A 16,586-nucleotide genomic window follows, 5' to 3' on the forward strand; every position below is an offset into this window, starting at 1 on the left:
CGCCGTCGTTCACGCAATCCGGCTCGTACACCATCCGCTTCACGTCCAACGACGGCAAGACGAGCAGCCAAGCGCAAGACGTGACGATCAACGTCGCGAACGTGAACCAAGCGCCGACGCTCAACACCATCACCACCCCGCAAGCAGCGAACGAAGGCCAAGCGCTGAACTTCACGGTGAGCGGCAGCGACCCGGACGGCACGACGCCCACCTACACGGCGACGTACCTGATCGGTGGCGTGGCGCAAGCCAACCTGCCCACGGGTGCGTCGTTCAACACCACGACGGGCGCGTTCAACTGGACGCCGTCGTTCACGCAGTCCGGCTCGTACGTCATCCGCTTCCGTTCCACGGACGGTTCGTTGACCAGCCAAGCGCAAGACGTGACGATCAACGTCGCGAACGTGAACCAAGCGCCGACGCTCAACACCATCACCACCCCGCAAGCAGTGAACGAAGGCCAAGCGCTGAACTTCACGGTGAGCGGCAGCGATCCGGACGGCACGACCGTCTCGTACACCGCTGAGTACCTGATCGGCGGCGTGGCGCAAGCCAACCTGCCCACGGGCGCGTCGTTCAACACCACGACGGGCGCGTTCAACTGGACGCCGTCGTTCACGCAGTCCGGCTCGTACACCATCCGCTTCCGTTCCACGGACGGTTCGTTGACCAGCCAAGCGCAAGACGTGACGATCAACGTCGCGAACGTGAACCAAGCGCCGACGCTCAACACCATCACCACCCCGCAAGCAGTGAACGAAGGCCAAGCGCTGAACTTCACGGTGAGCGGCAGCGACCCGGACGGCACGACGCCCACCTACACGGCGACGTACCTGATCGGTGGCGTGGCGCAAGCCAACCTGCCCACGGGCGCGTCGTTCAACACCACGACGGGCGCGTTCAACTGGACGCCGTCGTTCACGCAGTCCGGCTCGTACGTCATCCGCTTCCGTTCCACGGACGGTTCGTTGACCAGCCAAGCGCAAGACGTGACGATCAACGTCACCGACGTCGCGGTCGTTGCGCCGCAATGGCGCCTGTACTCGGTCGGACAGAACATGAAGTCGGAAAGCTACGCGGGCGGCGTCGTCAAGGCAGGCATGGGCGCGTCTTACGCCAACTTGGTCATCAACCACTTCCTCAACCTTGCTGACTGCCAGGCCAACGCGAACGTATGGGATCCCCGGAGCTCCGTCATCCTGGATGCCACGGGTGCGTGGTCGACGAACATCAACAAGCCGGCTGGCACGACCCTGTGGGCGCGCTTCGTCGACAGCAACAACGTGGCTGTGAGCGCATGCTCGTCCGCAACCCTTCCGTAATCGTCCCTCAAGAGGGCTCAGCTTATATTGAAGTCGTTAGGAGAGTGAGGCCGTGGTAGAACAAGGAAGCGAAAACAAGACGGTGCGAACCGCATCTGTCGAGATGGAGTCGTACGAAGCGCCGAAGCTGGAGTTCCTGGGAACTTGGCATGACATGACGCGCGTTACGGGTGGAACCGGCTCTGGTGGCGCCGATACTGGAGACTTCGACTAAAAACTCGCCGAACCAAGAGGAAGGAAACTCCTTCCTCTTGGTTCGAAACGTTCTTGCTTTTCGAGGGAGGCCCCATCAACAGGGAGCGCCTCCCTCTTCACTATTCTGAGGTTATTGGGGCCGCCTCTCTTCGTCGAGCAAGTTCTTTCGAAATAGGCAAGCCCGTCCGCAGTTATAAATTTGCCGCGTCCGTAAAGTTTCCGAGATCCTCACTTTCTTGCTTCCACTACAATATGCTGTCGCACCCGTTAGCCGTGCCGAAGGAGCCTCATGATCTACGTTCTCCGCATTCTCCAACACAGCCGAAGGTTCGCGTGACTCGCGCGTTTTATCCAGTGATCCTCGCCGGAGGCAGCGGCGAGCGCTTTTGGCCCCTTTCTCGCAAGAACAAACCCAAGCAGTTCCTCTCTCTCGATGGAAGCGGCAAGAGTCTGCTGCAAGCCACGGCCGAACGCCTCGCCGATCCCGTTTACCAGTTGGAGCGAGTTCACGTCGTGACGGGCTCGGAGTACCGAGCTCAAGTCCTCGATCAACTTCCAGAGCTGCCCGCCGAGAACCTCATCGTCGAACCGATCGGCCGTGACACCGCACCCGCCGTGCTGTATGCTGCCCTTCGAATCGCACGAGAAGATCCGACGGCAGTCATGGGGGTCTTCGCCTCCGACCACCGAATCGGCGACCTGGACCTGTTTCGTCGCGTGATCCTGAGGGCGCGTGAGGCAGCCGAAAACTTCGGTTCCCTCGTCACGCTCGGCATCACCCCGACGTTTCCCTCGACCGGCTACGGATACGTGCAACGCGGAGAGCTCGCGCTCGATGGCGACATCCCGATTTACAGCGCGTCACGGTTCGTCGAGAAGCCGAACCGCGCGACAGCCGAGACGTACCTGGAAAGCGGCCTGTACAGTTGGAACAGCGGCATGTTCGTGTGGACCGTCGAAGCCATCCTCGAAGCCTTCCGCGCTTACCAACCCGTTTTGTACGACACGCTTGCCGACGCGGTGCAAGAGCGAGGCGGCGTCAAGAAAGTCTTCCCGCATCTGCAAAAGATCAGCATCGACTACGCCATCTTGGAGCAGGCTCAGAACGTTCAAGTCATTCCGGCGCAGTTCGATTGGGACGACTTGGGAGATTGGAACGCGTTGGAGCGTCTGCTGGGCGGGACGGCCGCCAACGTCACGGTCGGCCGACATCTCGGCTTGGACACGGACGGCGCCATCCTCTACACCAGCAATGGAAACGGGCTCGTCGCCACCATCGGCTTGGAGGATGTCGTGGTCGTTCAAACGCCGGAAGTGACGCTCGTGGTGCGCAAGGACCGCACGCAAGACATCAAGAAGGTCGTGCAGCAACTCAAGGCCCACCCGGAACTCGAGCGCTTTGTTTGAAGACGCGATCGAGGGGCCTGGTCACCTGTTCCAAGGGTGATCAGGTCCCTTGAACTGTCGAGGTGCTGAGAAAAGAGAAGCAGGAAGGCCCAGCGGCGAGGGAGAAATCGAGGCCCTCCGGTGCCAGGTCCGGCGGTCGATTCAGTGCCTACGATTCAAGACGGAGGCGTACACTTCCAGCGTCTGCCGCGCCGTTTGCTCCCACGTGAACAGGGTAGCCCGCTCGCATCCACGCCGACTCAACTCCGCTCGAAGTGCTGTCTGGGTCAGCAAGGATCGCATGGCGTTCACCAACGCTTCGACGTCGAGGGGATTCACGAGCAGCGCCGCGTCGCCAGCCACTTCCGGCATCGAGCTGACGCTCGACGTGATCACGGGCGTTCCGTACGTCATTGCCTCTAGGATCGGCAGACCGAAGCCTTCGTACAGCGAGGGAAACACGAGGGCCGTCGCTCCTTGGTACAACGCTGCCAAGTCGGCGTCGCTGACGAAACCTGTCAAACGAACGTTCCTCATGCCTTTCGCGCGCTCCACGATCGGAGTGGCTTGCCATCTCGCTCCGCCGACGATGACGAGTCGCGCGCTTGGCTGTTCGCGCTCGACGGCCGCGAACGCCTCCAGTACCCGCTGAAGGTTCTTGCGAGGATCGAGCGCTCCGACGTAGAGGAAGTAGGGTTCGTCGAGGTCGAGGGCGTCGAGAACCGCACGTACGTCCTGTTCGCTTCGAGCTACCGGGGGTGCGACGCCGTTCAAGGTGACGTGAAGCTTCTCGCGTGGCAGACGAAGGTGATGTTCGAGGTCGTGCGCGGCAGACTGACTGATCGTGATGATCGCGTCGGCTGTCCAGCGAGCCGCCGGAATCAGGGTTTTGAACACGGCACGCGTGAAAGGCGGCTGTACGCTGGGATCGATCACGGGAATGGCGTCATGCACCGTGACGACTCGGGCATGCCGTCCACGCGGCGCCACGAAGGGCGCGATGCCGCACGGGTCATGAAGCACGTCCAACTTCAAGCGGTCGGCGGCAAGGCGCAACTCCAAGTTGCCGAGGGTCGCGGCGAGCGGCGCCTTGGCCAAATGTGGAACGTCGTACGTCTCGAATTCCCGGTACCACGGCAAAGGTGACGCAGGATAGGGATTGAGGAGAACGACCTCGAGGGTCGGCTCGACCCGCCGCAAGGCCCGCGTGAGCTCGACGGTGTACCGCCCGATTCCCGTCAGGCGGTCCGCCATGCCGTAGGTGAACATTCCGACTTTCATGCGATCGACTCCAAGAACTCCAGGGTGCGGCGCGCCGTTTCGCTCCACGAAAAGCGCTGTGCGTGCGCCACTCCGGCCGCGCGAAGGCGACGCGCCGTTTCGGGTTCGTGCAGCACGCGTCGCATCGCCTCCGCGATCGACTTCACGTTGTGAGGGTCGACGAGTAACGCCGCATTTCCCGCCACTTCCGGAAGAGCCGAGGTGTTGGAGGTGATCACGACCGCGCCGCTCGCCATGGCTTCGAGCACTGGAAGGCCGAAGCCTTCCTCCAAAGAGGGAAACACGAACGCGGCGCTGTTGGCGTAGAGCCCCGGCAAGTCGTCGGAGGCTACGAAGCCCAGGTGCCGCACACGCTCGTGCAAGTTCAGGCGGGCTGTCTCCGCCTCGAGCCACACCAAGTCGCTTGGCATCCAGGGACCCGCGAAGTACAGGCGCACCGTCGGGTGTGTCCGAGCGACGAGAGCGAACGCCTCCAGGAGTCTCGCTTGATTTTTGTTGGAATTGCTCGCTCCGACGTGCATGAAGTAGGGCGGGTGGTCCGCGCTTGCCGTCTCGGCATGCGGCACTTTGAACCGCTCGTGGTCGACGCCGTGATGTACGACGTGAATTCTCGTCTCGGGAAGGCCCAGCCTGGACGCCGCATCGTGCTTCGCGTTTCCGCTGATCGCGAGGATTCGATCCGCCTGGCGCAACTTCTTGTGATACGCGTTCCAGCGCAGCATACTCAGACGCTCGCTCAAGCTCAAGCTCTTTTGCTGAGGCGGAACACCCATCGCCAAGTGATTGAGGTCGTGGAGCACCGCGACCGTCTTGCCGTACGGATTGCGAACCAACCCGTTGAAGTCGGGTGCCAGGAAGACGTGCGGGCGTACGTGCAGCAACGCGTGCCGCAAGGCCAGTTCGTTGTAGAACCAATACACCTGTGCGGGACGGTGTGGCCGGTACACGGCGATCGTGCGGTCCGTGGGAAGGCTGGCCGTGAAGCCGCGCTCGACGGTGGACACGAGGTAGTGGACTCGAACGCGAGGATGATCGAGCGCCTCAATGGCCCGAATCAGTTCGCGAACGTAGGCGCCGACGCCTCGCGCGCGATGCTCCGATTGAAGGGCGGTGGCGTCGATCAATACGTTCAAGAGCTTGTCCTTTCCGCTCGAATGAGGCCCGCGAAGCAAAAGGCGAGGAAGGCGCTGGCGGGCACGAGTGTCAGGGGATTGTCGAAGAACGCGTAGCAAAGCGTCGCCAGCAAGGCGACTCGAAGTCCCAGCGTCTCGGCACGTCGCCGTCCCGCGATCAGGACTGCCGACCAGAAGGCGATGAACAAGGCCAAGGCAATCAGGCCGAGTTCGCTCGCGATTTGAAGATAGTCGCTGTGGGCGTATCCGACGTAGGCGTGGGTGATCGCCGTGGCAAACGAGTTGTGCACGGGCGAGCGATGCAAGGGAAAGGTATACACGAAGTTCCCCGGTCCGACACCCAGCGCGGGCGCGTCGAGTGCGAGGCGAGCCGCTCCCCGCCAAATCAACACGCGCGATTCGACGCTGCGTGTCATCCAGGTCTCCACCAAGTTGGAGATGCGGGCTTGCGCGGTGCCGCCTTGCAACTGAGGTAGGACGCGAAGGGCGGCTACTCCCAAGCCGGACAAGCCCAACGTGATCCCGACCAGCGCCATGACGCTCAGTAAAGGTCGTTTCGCCGTGCGAAACACGATGAGCAACAAGCAGGCGATCGCCGTGGGTACGATCGCCCAGGAGAAACTGAAGGCGAGGTTGAACAGCAACACCAAGGTGAGCGCGTACAACAAGATGCTCGAGGGACCTTTGGAACGGAGGGCTGCCCAAAAGACAGCTGGAAGCACCAGGGCCAGGTACCCCCCGTAGTGGTTGCTGTTGAAAAAGAAGCTCGGAATGCGCGAAGCCATTTGCCGAGCCGTGAAGTCGTACCCCAGCCACTGCAGAACGCCGTACAACCCCAGAAGAGCCGCCGTCGCGAAGAGCACGAGTTGCCACCCGCGCCTGCGGGAGGCCGTACGAAGCGTCCCGAGGGCCAAAACAAACCCCGAAGCGTACGTGCTCAAATCGGCCATGGTTCGCCAGCTGCCGTACTGGTACGGACTGAAGGCGGCGCTTATCCCGGCGAGGAGGAGAAAGGCAAGGAGCAGGAGCGCGCCCAGAGACATTCGGATTGCAACGCCTCGTAGCACGGCAGAGGTCAGCAAGGCGGTCAGGCCGACGATGCAAGACATCCGGAGCCCGAAGGCACCTTCGGGAACGAAGCCTCCGTACGTGAGCGGCGTGTAGATGGTGGCAGCGAGCAGGCAGATGAAGGCGGCCCGGTTCGATAACCGCGCCGCCTTCTCGGTTCGATCAAGGGGCGGAGAGTCGGCGGAGAGCACGATCGAAGAGTGGGTCAGGTCGGACATGTTGGGCTCGAAGGTAGAAGGTGCGGGCACGGCGAAGTTGCCCTATGCGCTCGAAGTAGGCGGCGGCGTCGTACAAGATGGAAACGTTGTAAGGATCGAGGCGAGTCGCGGCAAGGAGTGGCGCCTGAGCTTCGGCGACGTGGCCTTGAGCCAGCAAGGCGGCGGCGTACGTGGACTGATTGCGGGCGTCCAAGGGATTGAGCTCGACGGCCTGCTTCGCCTTCTCCACGGCTCGACGACCATCTTGCTGATCGTGCGTGAACTGTGTATTCAGCAGGAAAGGCTTGGCGGAACGTCGCAGCGTATCGGCGTCACGGGGTTGATACCGCAACGAGGCGGCGTACAACCGTCGGGCGTTCGTCAAGTTCACCTGATCCAACTCGTTGCCGGCGAGGAAAGCAGTCCGTTGCGCCTGGAATTCCTGCCAAGACAAGTGTAATAAGGCACTTCCTGCGACAAGCACAGGAAGTGCCAATAGGGAACGTGCCCTCACCGCTCGCTTCACGTCAGTCGGTGCGCTCTCCAAGAGACGTACGCGTCGCGGAAGCGCCGTAAGACGCGATCAGCTCGTTCATGTTCTGTCCGATGAATTTCGCGATCGCGCAGTTGTTGACGAGCTCGTTTTTGGGAATGAACGCCTCGAGCATGTCGTAGCGGATAAAGCTGGCCTTCAGAACCCGTAGGGCGTCATCGACATTTCCTGAGAAGTCGGCTCGTCCGTTCGCGACGTCCGCAGCGAACGTCAAGACGGTCTTCGCGTCGATCGAACGACGATCGTACGCCAAAAGGAGCGCTTTGTTGATGGACGTCCCGATCAGGCGTTGCTGCGCCATCTCGCCGAGCAGGTCCTTCGGATCGCGTGCCTGAGCTCCACGAAGCCGTGAGACGTCGGCGAGTTTGCGAATGAGAAGCGCGACCGTCGCACTCTTCCGAAGATCTTGTTGGCACAAGGGATCGAATGCTTCGAAGTTCTTCGTGATTTTTGCTTGTTGAGCGGCGACCACGACCGAACCGCCGGTTACAACCGCGAACAAAATGCCCAAACCGAGGTTCTTCCTCATGATGCTTCCTCCGACGACGCTTTCTCAAATTCTTCGATGAGAATTTGTGAGACGAGATTGAAGATACTATAACACAAACGAGTGCACGAGCTTACTTCCCGAGCAAAGGCAGAACGACGAACAGCATGATGTTCGCGATGCCGTGAGCCACCGAAATTCCGACGATGCTTCTCGTCTTGTGTGCGAGCCAGCCGAAGTACAAGCCGACAAGTGTCACGTAGACGACGTCGAGCCAAGACTGCCACCCGAAGTGGAAGACACCGAACACCACGGAAATCAAGACGACGCCTACTCGCGGACCCAAGTGCCGAACGGCGGCATGCTGCATGACTCCTCGGAAGAGCAGTTCCTCGCTCAAGCCCGTGAACACCATCAAGCTCAACATCGGCCAAATCAACTGACGCGGCTCGAAGCCGGCGGCCAAGGCGGGCGGCTGAAGAATCAGGCGTTCTCCGTAGCCGATCAGGAAACCGCTCGAGGCGATGAGCAACTGAAGTGGCACGTCGCGCCAACTGAGCCGTAAGCCGACGTTCTTGGCTTTGAAGCTCAACACGCGGATGCCCAGGAGGGCAGCGAGGATCAATGGAAGATTCACGATGGGAAACACATTGATCGTGTCCAATCCGAGCTGTTGCGTCGGTATGGTCAAGGCCAGAAGACGAATGAGCGGCGCCAGCGAAAGCGCGATCAGAACCTCGGCGTGCTTGACCCGAAATAAAGTGGCGCGCACGGTCAGGACGATCAAGGTCAACGCATGAAGCCACAAGCCGAGCAACGGACTTGGGCCCGCCGCGAACGATTCTGCCGCGATCATCATCAGGATGTACAAGCTGAGTTCGAGCAGCAGCGCGAGAGACGATCGCTGCGCGTATTTTTCCGAGGTGTCGATTACGCTCACGGCTGTTCTCCAGTTCTCATGCTGAGCTTGAGGGTACGGTAAGGCTGTCGCTGGCCATCCACGAACAACGCCAACTGCAATTCGTCACCGGCGCTTCCGGCGGGAGCACGAAGACGAAGTGGGCGTTGCCACGTCCCACCGTTCGGAATCGTCACGGGCGCTCGTGCTCGGTCTTCCCAATTGACTTTGATGGCATACGTTCGATCTCTTCCCTCGGTATTACGAATCCCCACGTTGACGACGAACGTTTGGCCGGGCTGTACGTCGCGAGGGTAATTCCGCAACAACTGGCCCTCGCCCAGCACGTAGAACTCCGTCAACTTGGCGGTAGGCCGCAGCCACGAGACGAGCAGGACGACCGCGGCCACGCCGATCCAAATGCCGACGAGCAATTTTCCTCCCTGTCCGAACACGCGAGGCTGATTGCTGAGGGAGAACTGCAGGTGCTGAGGCACGAACAAGCGTCGGACGATCACGCCGACCGCCAAGAGCGCGCACCAACTTCCCATCCCGAACAGAATCGAGCCTGGACGGATGCCCCAAGGAGAGTAGTTCAACGCGAGACCGATCAGCGTCACGGACGCCACCGACAAGCCGAGCATGACCACGAACCGTTCCAACGGCGTGACGTCGCTCGTTTGCGCGAACAAGAGGGCCGACAACAGGTAACCTGGAATCAGTAGGACGACAGCGAATCCCAAGGCGATTCGGAGGGGTGCGAGGACTTCGATCGGCCATGAGGCAAGTGCCATGCTGACCAGCAGAGTCGCCATGGCAAGAAGAACATCGAGATGACGGCCGAGGGCTCTCTGCACTGGGAAATCCTAGCACCTCCCCCTTCACGCAGAAATGAACGAATACTCATCCGCATGACGCTCTGAAGGGCCGTCTAGACGACGCGACGTCCTTGCCCATCGCTTCTTCGAAGCCCCGGAAACATGACCGCTCGAACGTCGGAGACGACATCGCCGAGAGAACGACGGGCCTCCCCACAAAGCCAAATTTGAAACTCAAGGCCCCTGAAGCGTAGCCCAGGATACATCTCGGGTCGCTCTGTCAGCGTGATGTCATGACGTCCAAGCCCTCTCGAAGTCTCGAGCGTTCCACGGATCCTTCCCGCGTCGCTCGCCGCGTTGCCGCGGAAGTCGTCGGAACGTTCGCGCTCACCTTCGCGAGCCTCGGGGCGAGCGTACTCGCGCGGTCCGGCTTGCTGCCCGAAGCGGCGGCCTTCTCAATCGTTCCTGCCTTGACGGTCCTCGCCGTGATCTACGCCTTGAGCGACGTGTCGGGCGCGCACATCAACCCGGCCGTGACGCTGGCGTTCGCGGCGCGCGGCTCGTTTCCTTGGCGGCGCGTGCCGATGTACTGGGCGGCCCAACTGCTCGGAGCGGCGCTCGCGGCGGGCGTGGTACAGGCCGTGGCGTTCTTGCCCAGAGGGCACGAGCGGGTGCCGTGGGCCGGGGCGTTTGGGCTGGACGTGGCGTGTACGGCGTTCCTCGTGCTGGTGGTGCTGGCGACGGCGAAACGCAAGGCGACGGTCGGACCGGAGACGGGCTTGGTGGTAGGCGCCGTGGTGGCGCTGAACCACTTCACGACGAACGCCGTCTCGGAAGTCACGATGAATCCCGCGCGCATCGTCGGGCCGGCCCTGCTCGAAGCGCGGCTCGGAGAGGCGGCGCCGCACGTCCTCGGCGCGTTCGTGGGTGCGCTTCTCGGGGTGGCCTTGACATGGACGCTGCGCGGCCCTCGCAACGACGACGAGGAGAAGGCGGCGCGCGGCGACGCAGAGGGGGTCTGACGCTCACTTCTCGACGTGAACGACGAACGCGTTCATCTCACCTCGAATGGAGCCGTTCCCGAACTCACGAGCGAGCGCCTCGGTGACGACGTCGGTGATATCCACGAGGGCGACGCCACGGGGTTCGAGTTCGTGCCGCAGGGGCGTGCCTTGGCAGAAGGCGACGGCGGGCATCCGCGGCGAGTCGGCGTGGCTAACCTCCTGACGAAGCGCGAGGTGCGGCGTCTTCGTGAATCCCGCGTGCCGCAGATCCTCCGCGATTCGGTCGGGATCGTGGTAGCCGTGCGGAACGCGCGCCATGAATCGTGGCGGCGCGTCCGGAAACAGGTCTTCGAGGGCGCGCGTCACGCCGCTCGCGAACGCGTTGCGCTCCAAGCGGTCCCAAGTGTTGAAGACGAAGTGCCCGCCCGGCCGCAGGACGCGCCACGCTTGCGAGAACGCCTGCACCTTGTCGGGAAAGAACATCACGCCGAACTGACACGCCACCACGTCGAACGACGCGTCGGGAAACGGCAGGTGCAGCGCGTCGGCTTGCCGCCACTCGACGGGCCTCGGCGTGCCGATTCGCGCCGCCTCCTTCAACATCGCCTCGTTCAAGTCGGTCGCCACGAGCGCCACGTCCCGGGCCAATCGGCGCGCGAGCGCCCGCGTGAGGATGCCCGTGCCCGCCGCGACCTCGAGAACGCGGCGCGGCTTGAGATCGTCCACGCGCGCCGCGAGATGGCCCGCGTACGGCTCGAAGATCATCGGCCCCATGAATCGCTCGTACACCTCTGGAATGGAGCCCGCGAAGGCCGTATCGCCGCCCGAAAGATTGCCGTCCATGCCTGTTCCTCCCCGCTGCTCGACTCTGGAGGGTAAGGTGAATGCTCCTGCCGCTTCCGTACTGTAACGCGTGGCGCTTCACGTGGGCGTGAAGGTCAGGCGCAAGAGGTACTCCTCGCCGCCCTCGCTCAAGCGCCGCTCGTCGTACTTGTGCTTCAAAGCCGCGAGGTCCCGCTGAAAGGCCTTGGCGTCTTCTCGTGCGAGGCGGATCGGAACGGTGTTGTCCCACACGGCGGGCGCCTCGTCGCTGAGCAACCACGCTATGAACGTCTCGGGGCTCCTCTTCGGGTCGTCGGGCGGCACGGGCAGGACGACGTGAGACTGCAGGCCTTTCTCGTCGCCGTACGTGTACAACCCGAACCAGCGCGGATCGTCGGCGAGACTGCTCCACGTGCGGGTGAGCGCGCGCATGACGGCGCGGCGCGCTCCTTCCAAAGTCTCTTCGTACAACTCGGGAACGGTCTCGGCGGTGGTCGAGGAGAAGGGCACGAAGTACCCCCTGGACGTCGAGCGGTAGTAGCGAATCGCGCGTCCCGCCCTCGGTTCGATCCGCGTGACTTCCAGCAAGCCGAGACGCAGGAACTGCCGCACGCGGTACAAGACGGCGTTCACGGTCACGCCGAGTTCCTCGGCGACGTCCCCGACGCGCCGCTCGCGCCACACGAAAGGTGTGAAGAACGCCCGAGCGTCCGGATCGACGAGGACCCGGGCGGCGTCCGGATCTTCCAGACGCTGCCAAACGCTAGGTGACGATTCACGTGTCATTTTCACCAGCCTACATCGCACCGTGAGTTCAGGCGGACGGACGCTCGGGCCGCGCCCGCCGAACTTCACCTCCAGGCGCGCTCCGACGCGGGCCGCCCCTCGATTCACCAGGAGTTTTCCGCGAACTCCGGAAGGGACGCTTATGCTCGACGTTCTTCGAACTCGTGACGCCCGCTTTCTCCTCGTCGGAGAGCTGATTTCCCTCGTCGGAGATCGAGCCCTCATGGTCGCCTTGCCGTTCTTCGTGTACGACAAGACCGGCTCGACCCTCGCGACGGCCGCGCTGGTCCTCGCCTTCTACCTGCCCGGCCTGCTCTTCTCGTCCTTCTCGGGCGTGCTCGCCGACCGACTCGACCGCAAGCGCGTCCTCGTCGTGAGCCACTTGCTGCAGGCGGGCGTGATCCTGGCGTTGCTGCTCGTGCCGCATCCCGGCTGGATGTGGATCGCGTACGTCGTGATGTTCGCCGAACTCACGATCGCCACGCTCGTCACGCCAACTGCCGGAGCCTTGCTGCCCTCGCTCGTGAACGACGAGCACCTGCCGCAGGCGAACGCCTTGTTCGGAATGAGCGTGACGACCGCCCGCGTCGCGGGACCGCTCGTCGGCGCGGCCCTCGTCGGCTGGACGGGCTTGCACGGGGTGATCCTCTTCGACAGCGTGACCTTCCTGCTCGCCGCCCTGCTGTTCGCACGACTGACGCCCCGACCGCGTGCGCTTCGCGACGCGACCGACACGCGAGCGTCGTTGCTGACGTCGTGGCGGGACATGGGGCGCGAGTGGCGCCAAGGCGTTCGACACGTCACGGCGAGCCCCGCGCTGCGCGTCCTGTTCGTGACGATGAACGTCACGAGTCTCGGCGGCTGCCTCATCGACCCGTTCTTCGTGCCGTGGGTGAAAGACCGCCTCGGGGCGGGACCGCAAGAGATAGGCCTGCTCAGCACCACCCTCGCGGTCGGCGCCCTGCTGGGCGGCACGATGGCAGGACGAATCGCGAGGAAGTTGACGCCGAAGACGGCCGTGGGCCTCGTGACGATGCTCGTCGGCGCCATGATGATCGTGGTGTACCAGCAGACAAGGTTCGAGGTGGCGCTGGCGCTGCTGTTCTTCATGGGCTTGCCCCTCGTCGTGTCAAACGTCGCCGCGGCGACGTTGCTGCAACGCGTGACGCCCGACGCCTACCGAGGACGCGTCTACGGAGCGCTCGGCACCACGAACGCCTTGATGGGCGTCACGGCCGTCCTCGTGGGCGGCACGCTCGGCGAACTCGTGGGCGTCGTGCCCATGCTGACGGCGGCCGGGGCGATCACCGTCGTGGGCGGGTTGGTGGGCTACCGTTGGCTGCCGAGTTCGAGCGAGCAAGCGGCGCCCGCCGAGCGGGAAGTGCCGACTGCCAGCGAGGCCGCGCCGAGCACCTCCTGACCGGGCGCGTCACTCCAAGGCGTTCGACCAGCGAGGTCGGCGGGACGCGCGAGGCCCGAGTGCGAAGGCCAAGATCGCCGCGAGGACGGCGCACGCGACGACCAAAACGAGCGCGAGCCGAATGGACGACGCGTGCGCGACCGCGCCGATGACGGGCGGCCCGACGAGGTAACCGACGTAGAACAGCGCGGTGACGCGCGCGAGGGCGCCCGCCGCGTTCGAGCCGACGAGGCTGCCCACCGCGCTGAACGCGAGCGGCGCGAGGACGGACACGCCGAGTCCGAGCAGCGCGAACCCCAGCATCACGGGAAGGGGACGCGGAACGAGCAAGGCGAGCGCGAGTCCGCTCGCGGCGACGACCGCGCCGAAACGCCCGACGGCGAGGCGCCCGAAGCGATTCTCGAAGACGTGTCCGAGGCCGCGACCGCACGTCATGGTCACCGCGAACGCCCCGAACGTCAAGGCGGTCACGCTGCCCAAATCCGCAACGTGCTCGCGAACGTAAACGCCCGCCCAGTCACCCGCCGCGCCTTCGATGAGCGCGGCGAGGAACGCCAGCCCTCCAAGCGCCCACAGCGCGCGTCGCACGAGGTTGGCGCTTTCCGGCAAAGCGCTCGCTTCACCGATCGTCGCTTCGTCGCGCAACCGCCCGTCCAGGAAGCGCGTGGCGACGGCGGCGATCGTGGCGACGGCGACGGCGACGGCGGCGAGGTGCGCCGCCATGCCGACGTGGAACGCGAGTTGCCACGCGCCGAGCAAGGCGCCCACGACGCACCCGAGGCTGTACGAACCGTGCAGCATCGACAGCAAGGCCCGAGACGTCTGCTGTTCCAGCCGCACGCCTTGCGCGTTGAGGACGAGGTCGAGCGTTCCGAAGAACAACCCGAAGGCACCGAGGACACCCGCGAGGACTGCCAAGCTCGGCGCGACGGCGACGAGGGCGAGTGCAGCGGCGCCGCCGAGCGCCGAGGCGAGCGCGAGGCGCGCCAAGGAAACCCGGTCCGTGAGGCGCGTCGCGAGCGGCAGCGCGAGAACGCTGCCGCCGACCACGGCGAGCAGGGCGACGCTCAGCTCGAGGTCGGTGAAGCCGAACTTCGCCTTGACCTCGGCGACCTGCACGATCCACGACGAGAACATGACGCCGTTGAGCAGGAACAACAAGCTCGTCGCGCGAACGCAAGCGGCGGTCACGACGTTCCTCGCGTGAAGCGCGGCGAAAAGGAAACGAATCGGCCTGCCTTGCCACGACGTCCATCCATGAGGCTGCCTCCGCCTCTATTGTGCCACAGATGACCATTGCGCTTCGGTTGTCGTTCAGGGCGCTTCGGTTCGGCGTGTCCGAACGAGGGCGTACGAGGCATCACGGTCGATCGTCACCGTGCAACTCGAGCCGGATCGGGCGCACGCGAACTTTACGCTCGGGTTGTCGGGCGTGCCGAGCGCCGCCGCGCCCGTGACGGCCAACGCGCCCGTGGAAAGCTTCGAGAAGACGCTCTCGATCGTGAGCAGGCCGCGTTCCGCGCGAACGGTGAGGTCGAGAAGGCGCGAGTTCGCTTTCGGCTCGAAGCGCGCCCAGAGGCGCCCGACGGGCGAGACTGCGCTTCCAACGTCGTAATCGGCGATCGAGGCGAGATCTCCCCGATTCGCGGCGTCGCTCACGACGGCGCCGTGAAGACTCGGCTGCCACGCCACCCCGAGCCCGAGGCCGTTCGTGAAGCGCCTCAACGGCACGAAGGCGTTGCCCGCCTCGTCCGTCACGGGCAACTGCACGCTGACGTCGCCGAGGGTCGCGCGCAAGGTCAAGCTCTTGCGTTCGCACGTCGCTCCGACGAGCGCGCACGTCGTAGCGACGGGCACGAGCAGCGTGCCGCTCGCGTCGAGGCGTGGCAGACCGTCCTTGGCGTACACGAGGGCGAGTCCGCCGAAGTGCACGAGAACGGGCGCCTCGACGGACAGGAGGCGGGCAGGCGACGACGTGAGCAAGGCCGCCCCGAGGGTGAAGACGGCGAGACGCCCAGCGCTGCTCATTTGAGGGTCACCGAGTCGGTCTCCTCGGCGGCGCTGACCCACTGAACGCGCCACTTCGGCTGGGAAGGATCGTCGGCCCGCGCGCCCTCGGGCGTCTTCGGATCGGGAAACGAGCAGTAACCGCCCGTCTGCTCGGACGTCCACGGCCGCGCGTCGGCCTCCGTGCGGCCGATGGTGCAGCCGCGCCAATGCACGCCGTGCAAGTGCGAGCCGCTCGCGAGGTTCTCTTGGCCGAACGTCTGCCCGATGGTCGTCATTCGCTTCAAGACGTTGCGCCCCCCCCTCGGATCCCAAGCGTACGAATCGTCGATGGGAGCGCTGAGGGTGAGGGCGTCCTCCTTGCCGTCTTGGCTGGTCGTGCCGCCCACGAACAGGTGCAGCATCGTGCCTTGCGCGTCGCGCGTCACCCAGAACTTGAGCTTCGCGTTCGTGCCGCCCGCCAGACGCCACGGAGCGCCGCCGTCTTGGCGCTCGGGCGAGACGATGCTCGCCGAGGGCCCGCCCGGCTGCTGCACGAGGAAGAATGGCGCCCAGTCGTCCGAGGAGCTCTTCGCCGAGCGTCCGTGCTGAAAGCCCGCGTCGACCGCGCCTCCGCGCGTACCCCACCCGCCGACGTACACGAAGCTCGTGTCGCCGTGCCCCGCGTCCTTGTTCTCGAAGACGCCTCCGTCCTCGGCGCTCGGCAAGAACACGTCGGCGCCCAGGAAGGAGAAGCCGGGCTTGCTGTACACGCGGCGGTACGGCCCGGATTTTTCCGAGTGACACGACGCGCCTTGCCCGTCGAACACCGTCGGCAAGACCGACCGCAGCAAGCCGCCGAGATCGAAGCCCGCCGCGAGCCGCTCGCGCGGCGTCCAGAACTTCGCGTGAAACGCTCCTTCGAGGTCGCGGCGACTCGTGTACACCCGCCCGTCCGGCGCGAGCGTCACGACGCCGAAATCGGCGAGGTCGCCGATCGCCTTCTCGGCGCGGTACACGTCGGGATGCAGAATCGGGCGGGGAAAGGCGAGGGGCGAGAAGGCAAGCGGGCTCGGCGGCATGACGTCAGCCTACGGGCCCACCTCCTCGTGTCCGTGAGCCGCACCTTCAGGCGATCTCAGCGCAGCACGACTCGACTCGCGTTCGCCTTCGTTCGCAAGAGGACGCATGGCGTGTTGTTCGCCGGGGAAGCCTCAGGCTCGCTCCGCC

General features: G+C 64.3%; 16 protein-coding genes. 5 read left to right on the forward strand and 11 right to left on the reverse strand.

Annotation, left to right across the window (positions count from 1 at the left end; all coding sequences use genetic code 11):
• Positions 1 to 1,322: putative Ig domain-containing protein (locus DES52_RS22770; RefSeq protein ID WP_211317846.1), on the forward strand; the 1,322-nt coding region annotated here is incomplete at its 5' end.
• A gap of 528 nt (positions 1,323 to 1,850) precedes the next feature.
• Positions 1,851 to 2,924, forward strand: coding sequence for a mannose-1-phosphate guanylyltransferase (locus tag DES52_RS02535; protein ID WP_245900595.1), 1,074 nt, complete (start codon positions 1,851 to 1,853; stop codon positions 2,922 to 2,924).
• Between the two features lie 141 nt (positions 2,925 to 3,065).
• Here DES52_RS02535 and DES52_RS02540 read toward each other — a convergent pair whose 3' ends face one another.
• From DES52_RS02540 to DES52_RS02550, 3 genes are read right to left on the reverse strand one after another with little or no spacing between them, the layout of a single operon-like run.
• Positions 3,066 to 4,184 (reverse strand): glycosyltransferase family 4 protein, encoded by a 1,119-nt coding sequence (locus DES52_RS02540; RefSeq protein WP_110885226.1) that lies wholly within the window; start codon positions 4,182 to 4,184, stop codon positions 3,066 to 3,068.
• Complete coding sequence (locus DES52_RS02545; protein WP_110885227.1) at positions 4,181 to 5,317, reverse strand: glycosyltransferase family 4 protein; 1,137 nt, start codon at positions 5,315 to 5,317, stop codon at positions 4,181 to 4,183. Before DES52_RS02545 ends, DES52_RS02540 begins: the two co-directional genes overlap by 4 nt.
• Complete coding sequence (locus DES52_RS02550; protein ID WP_110885228.1) at positions 5,314 to 6,603, reverse strand: O-antigen ligase family protein; 1,290 nt, start codon at positions 6,601 to 6,603, stop codon at positions 5,314 to 5,316. Before DES52_RS02550 ends, DES52_RS02545 begins: the two co-directional genes overlap by 4 nt.
• Here DES52_RS02550 and DES52_RS02555 point away from each other — a divergent pair.
• Positions 6,602 to 7,042 carry a hypothetical protein gene (locus DES52_RS02555; protein WP_110885229.1) on the forward strand — a complete coding sequence of 147 codons (441 nt, stop codon included), beginning with the start codon at positions 6,602 to 6,604 and terminating at the stop codon, positions 7,040 to 7,042. The two genes, DES52_RS02550 and DES52_RS02555, sit on opposite strands and share 2 nt — an antisense overlap.
• Positions 7,043 to 7,109: 67 nt before the next feature.
• Here DES52_RS02555 and DES52_RS02560 read toward each other — a convergent pair whose 3' ends face one another.
• The 3 genes from DES52_RS02560 to DES52_RS02570 form a co-directional block, all read right to left on the reverse strand.
• Positions 7,110 to 7,664: a hypothetical protein gene (locus tag DES52_RS02560; RefSeq protein WP_110885230.1), complete on the reverse strand. Its 555-nt coding sequence runs from the start codon at positions 7,662 to 7,664 to the stop codon at positions 7,110 to 7,112.
• Positions 7,665 to 7,755: 91 nt separating this feature from the next.
• Positions 7,756 to 8,562, reverse strand: coding sequence for a CPBP family intramembrane glutamic endopeptidase (locus tag DES52_RS02565; protein WP_110885231.1), 807 nt, complete (start codon positions 8,560 to 8,562; stop codon positions 7,756 to 7,758).
• Entirely contained in the window at positions 8,559 to 9,335 is a 777-nt protein-coding gene (locus DES52_RS02570; protein ID WP_110885232.1) for a DUF1616 domain-containing protein, read from the reverse strand. Before DES52_RS02570 ends, DES52_RS02565 begins: the two co-directional genes overlap by 4 nt.
• 296 nt (positions 9,336 to 9,631) lie before the next feature.
• Between DES52_RS02570 and DES52_RS02575 the strand changes: the two genes are divergently transcribed.
• Entirely contained in the window at positions 9,632 to 10,360 is a 729-nt protein-coding gene (locus DES52_RS02575; protein ID WP_110885233.1) for an MIP/aquaporin family protein, read from the forward strand.
• A 3-nt stretch (positions 10,361 to 10,363) separates the two neighbouring features.
• On the opposite strand, the gene DES52_RS02580 is transcribed toward DES52_RS02575, so the two are convergent.
• Both DES52_RS02580 and DES52_RS02585 read right to left on the reverse strand, forming a co-directional pair.
• Positions 10,364 to 11,185: a class I SAM-dependent methyltransferase gene (locus DES52_RS02580; RefSeq protein WP_110885234.1), complete on the reverse strand. Its 822-nt coding sequence runs from the start codon at positions 11,183 to 11,185 to the stop codon at positions 10,364 to 10,366.
• A gap of 78 nt (positions 11,186 to 11,263) precedes the next feature.
• The gene (locus DES52_RS02585; RefSeq protein ID WP_110885235.1) at positions 11,264 to 11,950 is read right to left on the reverse strand and encodes an ArsR/SmtB family transcription factor; all 687 of its coding nucleotides are present in this window, start codon (positions 11,948 to 11,950) and stop codon (positions 11,264 to 11,266) included.
• Between the two features lie 22 nt (positions 11,951 to 11,972).
• On the opposite strand from DES52_RS02585, the gene DES52_RS02590 reads away from it, so the two are divergent.
• Positions 11,973 to 13,370, forward strand: a complete 1,398-nt coding sequence (locus tag DES52_RS02590) for an MFS transporter (protein ID WP_281268553.1) — start codon at positions 11,973 to 11,975, stop codon at positions 13,368 to 13,370.
• Positions 13,371 to 13,379: 9 nt separating this feature from the next.
• Here DES52_RS02590 and DES52_RS02595 read toward each other — a convergent pair whose 3' ends face one another.
• From DES52_RS02595 to DES52_RS02605, 3 genes are all read right to left on the reverse strand, one after another.
• The gene (locus DES52_RS02595) at positions 13,380 to 14,561 is read right to left on the reverse strand and encodes an MFS transporter (protein ID WP_110885237.1); all 1,182 of its coding nucleotides are present in this window, start codon (positions 14,559 to 14,561) and stop codon (positions 13,380 to 13,382) included.
• 123 nt (positions 14,562 to 14,684) lie between these two features.
• Positions 14,685 to 15,398 carry a hypothetical protein gene (locus tag DES52_RS02600; protein ID WP_110885238.1) on the reverse strand — a complete coding sequence of 238 codons (714 nt, stop codon included), beginning with the start codon at positions 15,396 to 15,398 and terminating at the stop codon, positions 14,685 to 14,687.
• Entirely contained in the window at positions 15,395 to 16,438 is a 1,044-nt protein-coding gene (locus DES52_RS02605; protein WP_110885239.1) for a hypothetical protein, read from the reverse strand. The genes DES52_RS02600 and DES52_RS02605 overlap by 4 nt, the downstream gene beginning before the upstream one ends.
• Positions 16,439 to 16,586 lie beyond the last annotated feature (148 nt).

The organism is Deinococcus yavapaiensis KR-236 (genome assembly GCF_003217515.1).
GTDB classification, from domain to species: Bacteria; Deinococcota; Deinococci; order Deinococcales; family Deinococcaceae; genus Deinococcus_A; species Deinococcus_A yavapaiensis.

Excerpts from the sequence above, each read along its gene's own strand:
- DES52_RS02540 (WP_110885226.1), bottom strand. The coding sequence starts at position 4,184 with ATGAAAGTCGGAATGTTCACCTACGGCATGGCGGACCGCCTGACGGGA.
- DES52_RS02555 (WP_110885229.1), top strand. The coding sequence starts at position 6,602 with ATGTTGGGCTCGAAGGTAGAAGGTGCGGGCACGGCGAAGTTGCCCTAT.
- DES52_RS02550 (WP_110885228.1), bottom strand. The coding sequence starts at position 6,603 with ATGTCCGACCTGACCCACTCTTCGATCGTGCTCTCCGCCGACTCTCCG.
- DES52_RS02560 (WP_110885230.1), bottom strand. The coding sequence starts at position 7,664 with ATGAGGAAGAACCTCGGTTTGGGCATTTTGTTCGCGGTTGTAACCGGC.
- DES52_RS02570 (WP_110885232.1), bottom strand. The coding sequence starts at position 9,335 with ATGGCGACTCTGCTGGTCAGCATGGCACTTGCCTCATGGCCGATCGAA.
- DES52_RS02575 (WP_110885233.1), top strand. The coding sequence starts at position 9,632 with ATGACGTCCAAGCCCTCTCGAAGTCTCGAGCGTTCCACGGATCCTTCC.
- DES52_RS02580 (WP_110885234.1), bottom strand. The coding sequence starts at position 11,185 with ATGGACGGCAATCTTTCGGGCGGCGATACGGCCTTCGCGGGCTCCATT.
- DES52_RS02585 (WP_110885235.1), bottom strand. The coding sequence starts at position 11,950 with ATGACACGTGAATCGTCACCTAGCGTTTGGCAGCGTCTGGAAGATCCG.
- DES52_RS02600 (WP_110885238.1), bottom strand. The coding sequence starts at position 15,398 with ATGAGCAGCGCTGGGCGTCTCGCCGTCTTCACCCTCGGGGCGGCCTTG.
- DES52_RS02605 (WP_110885239.1), bottom strand. The coding sequence starts at position 16,438 with ATGCCGCCGAGCCCGCTTGCCTTCTCGCCCCTCGCCTTTCCCCGCCCG.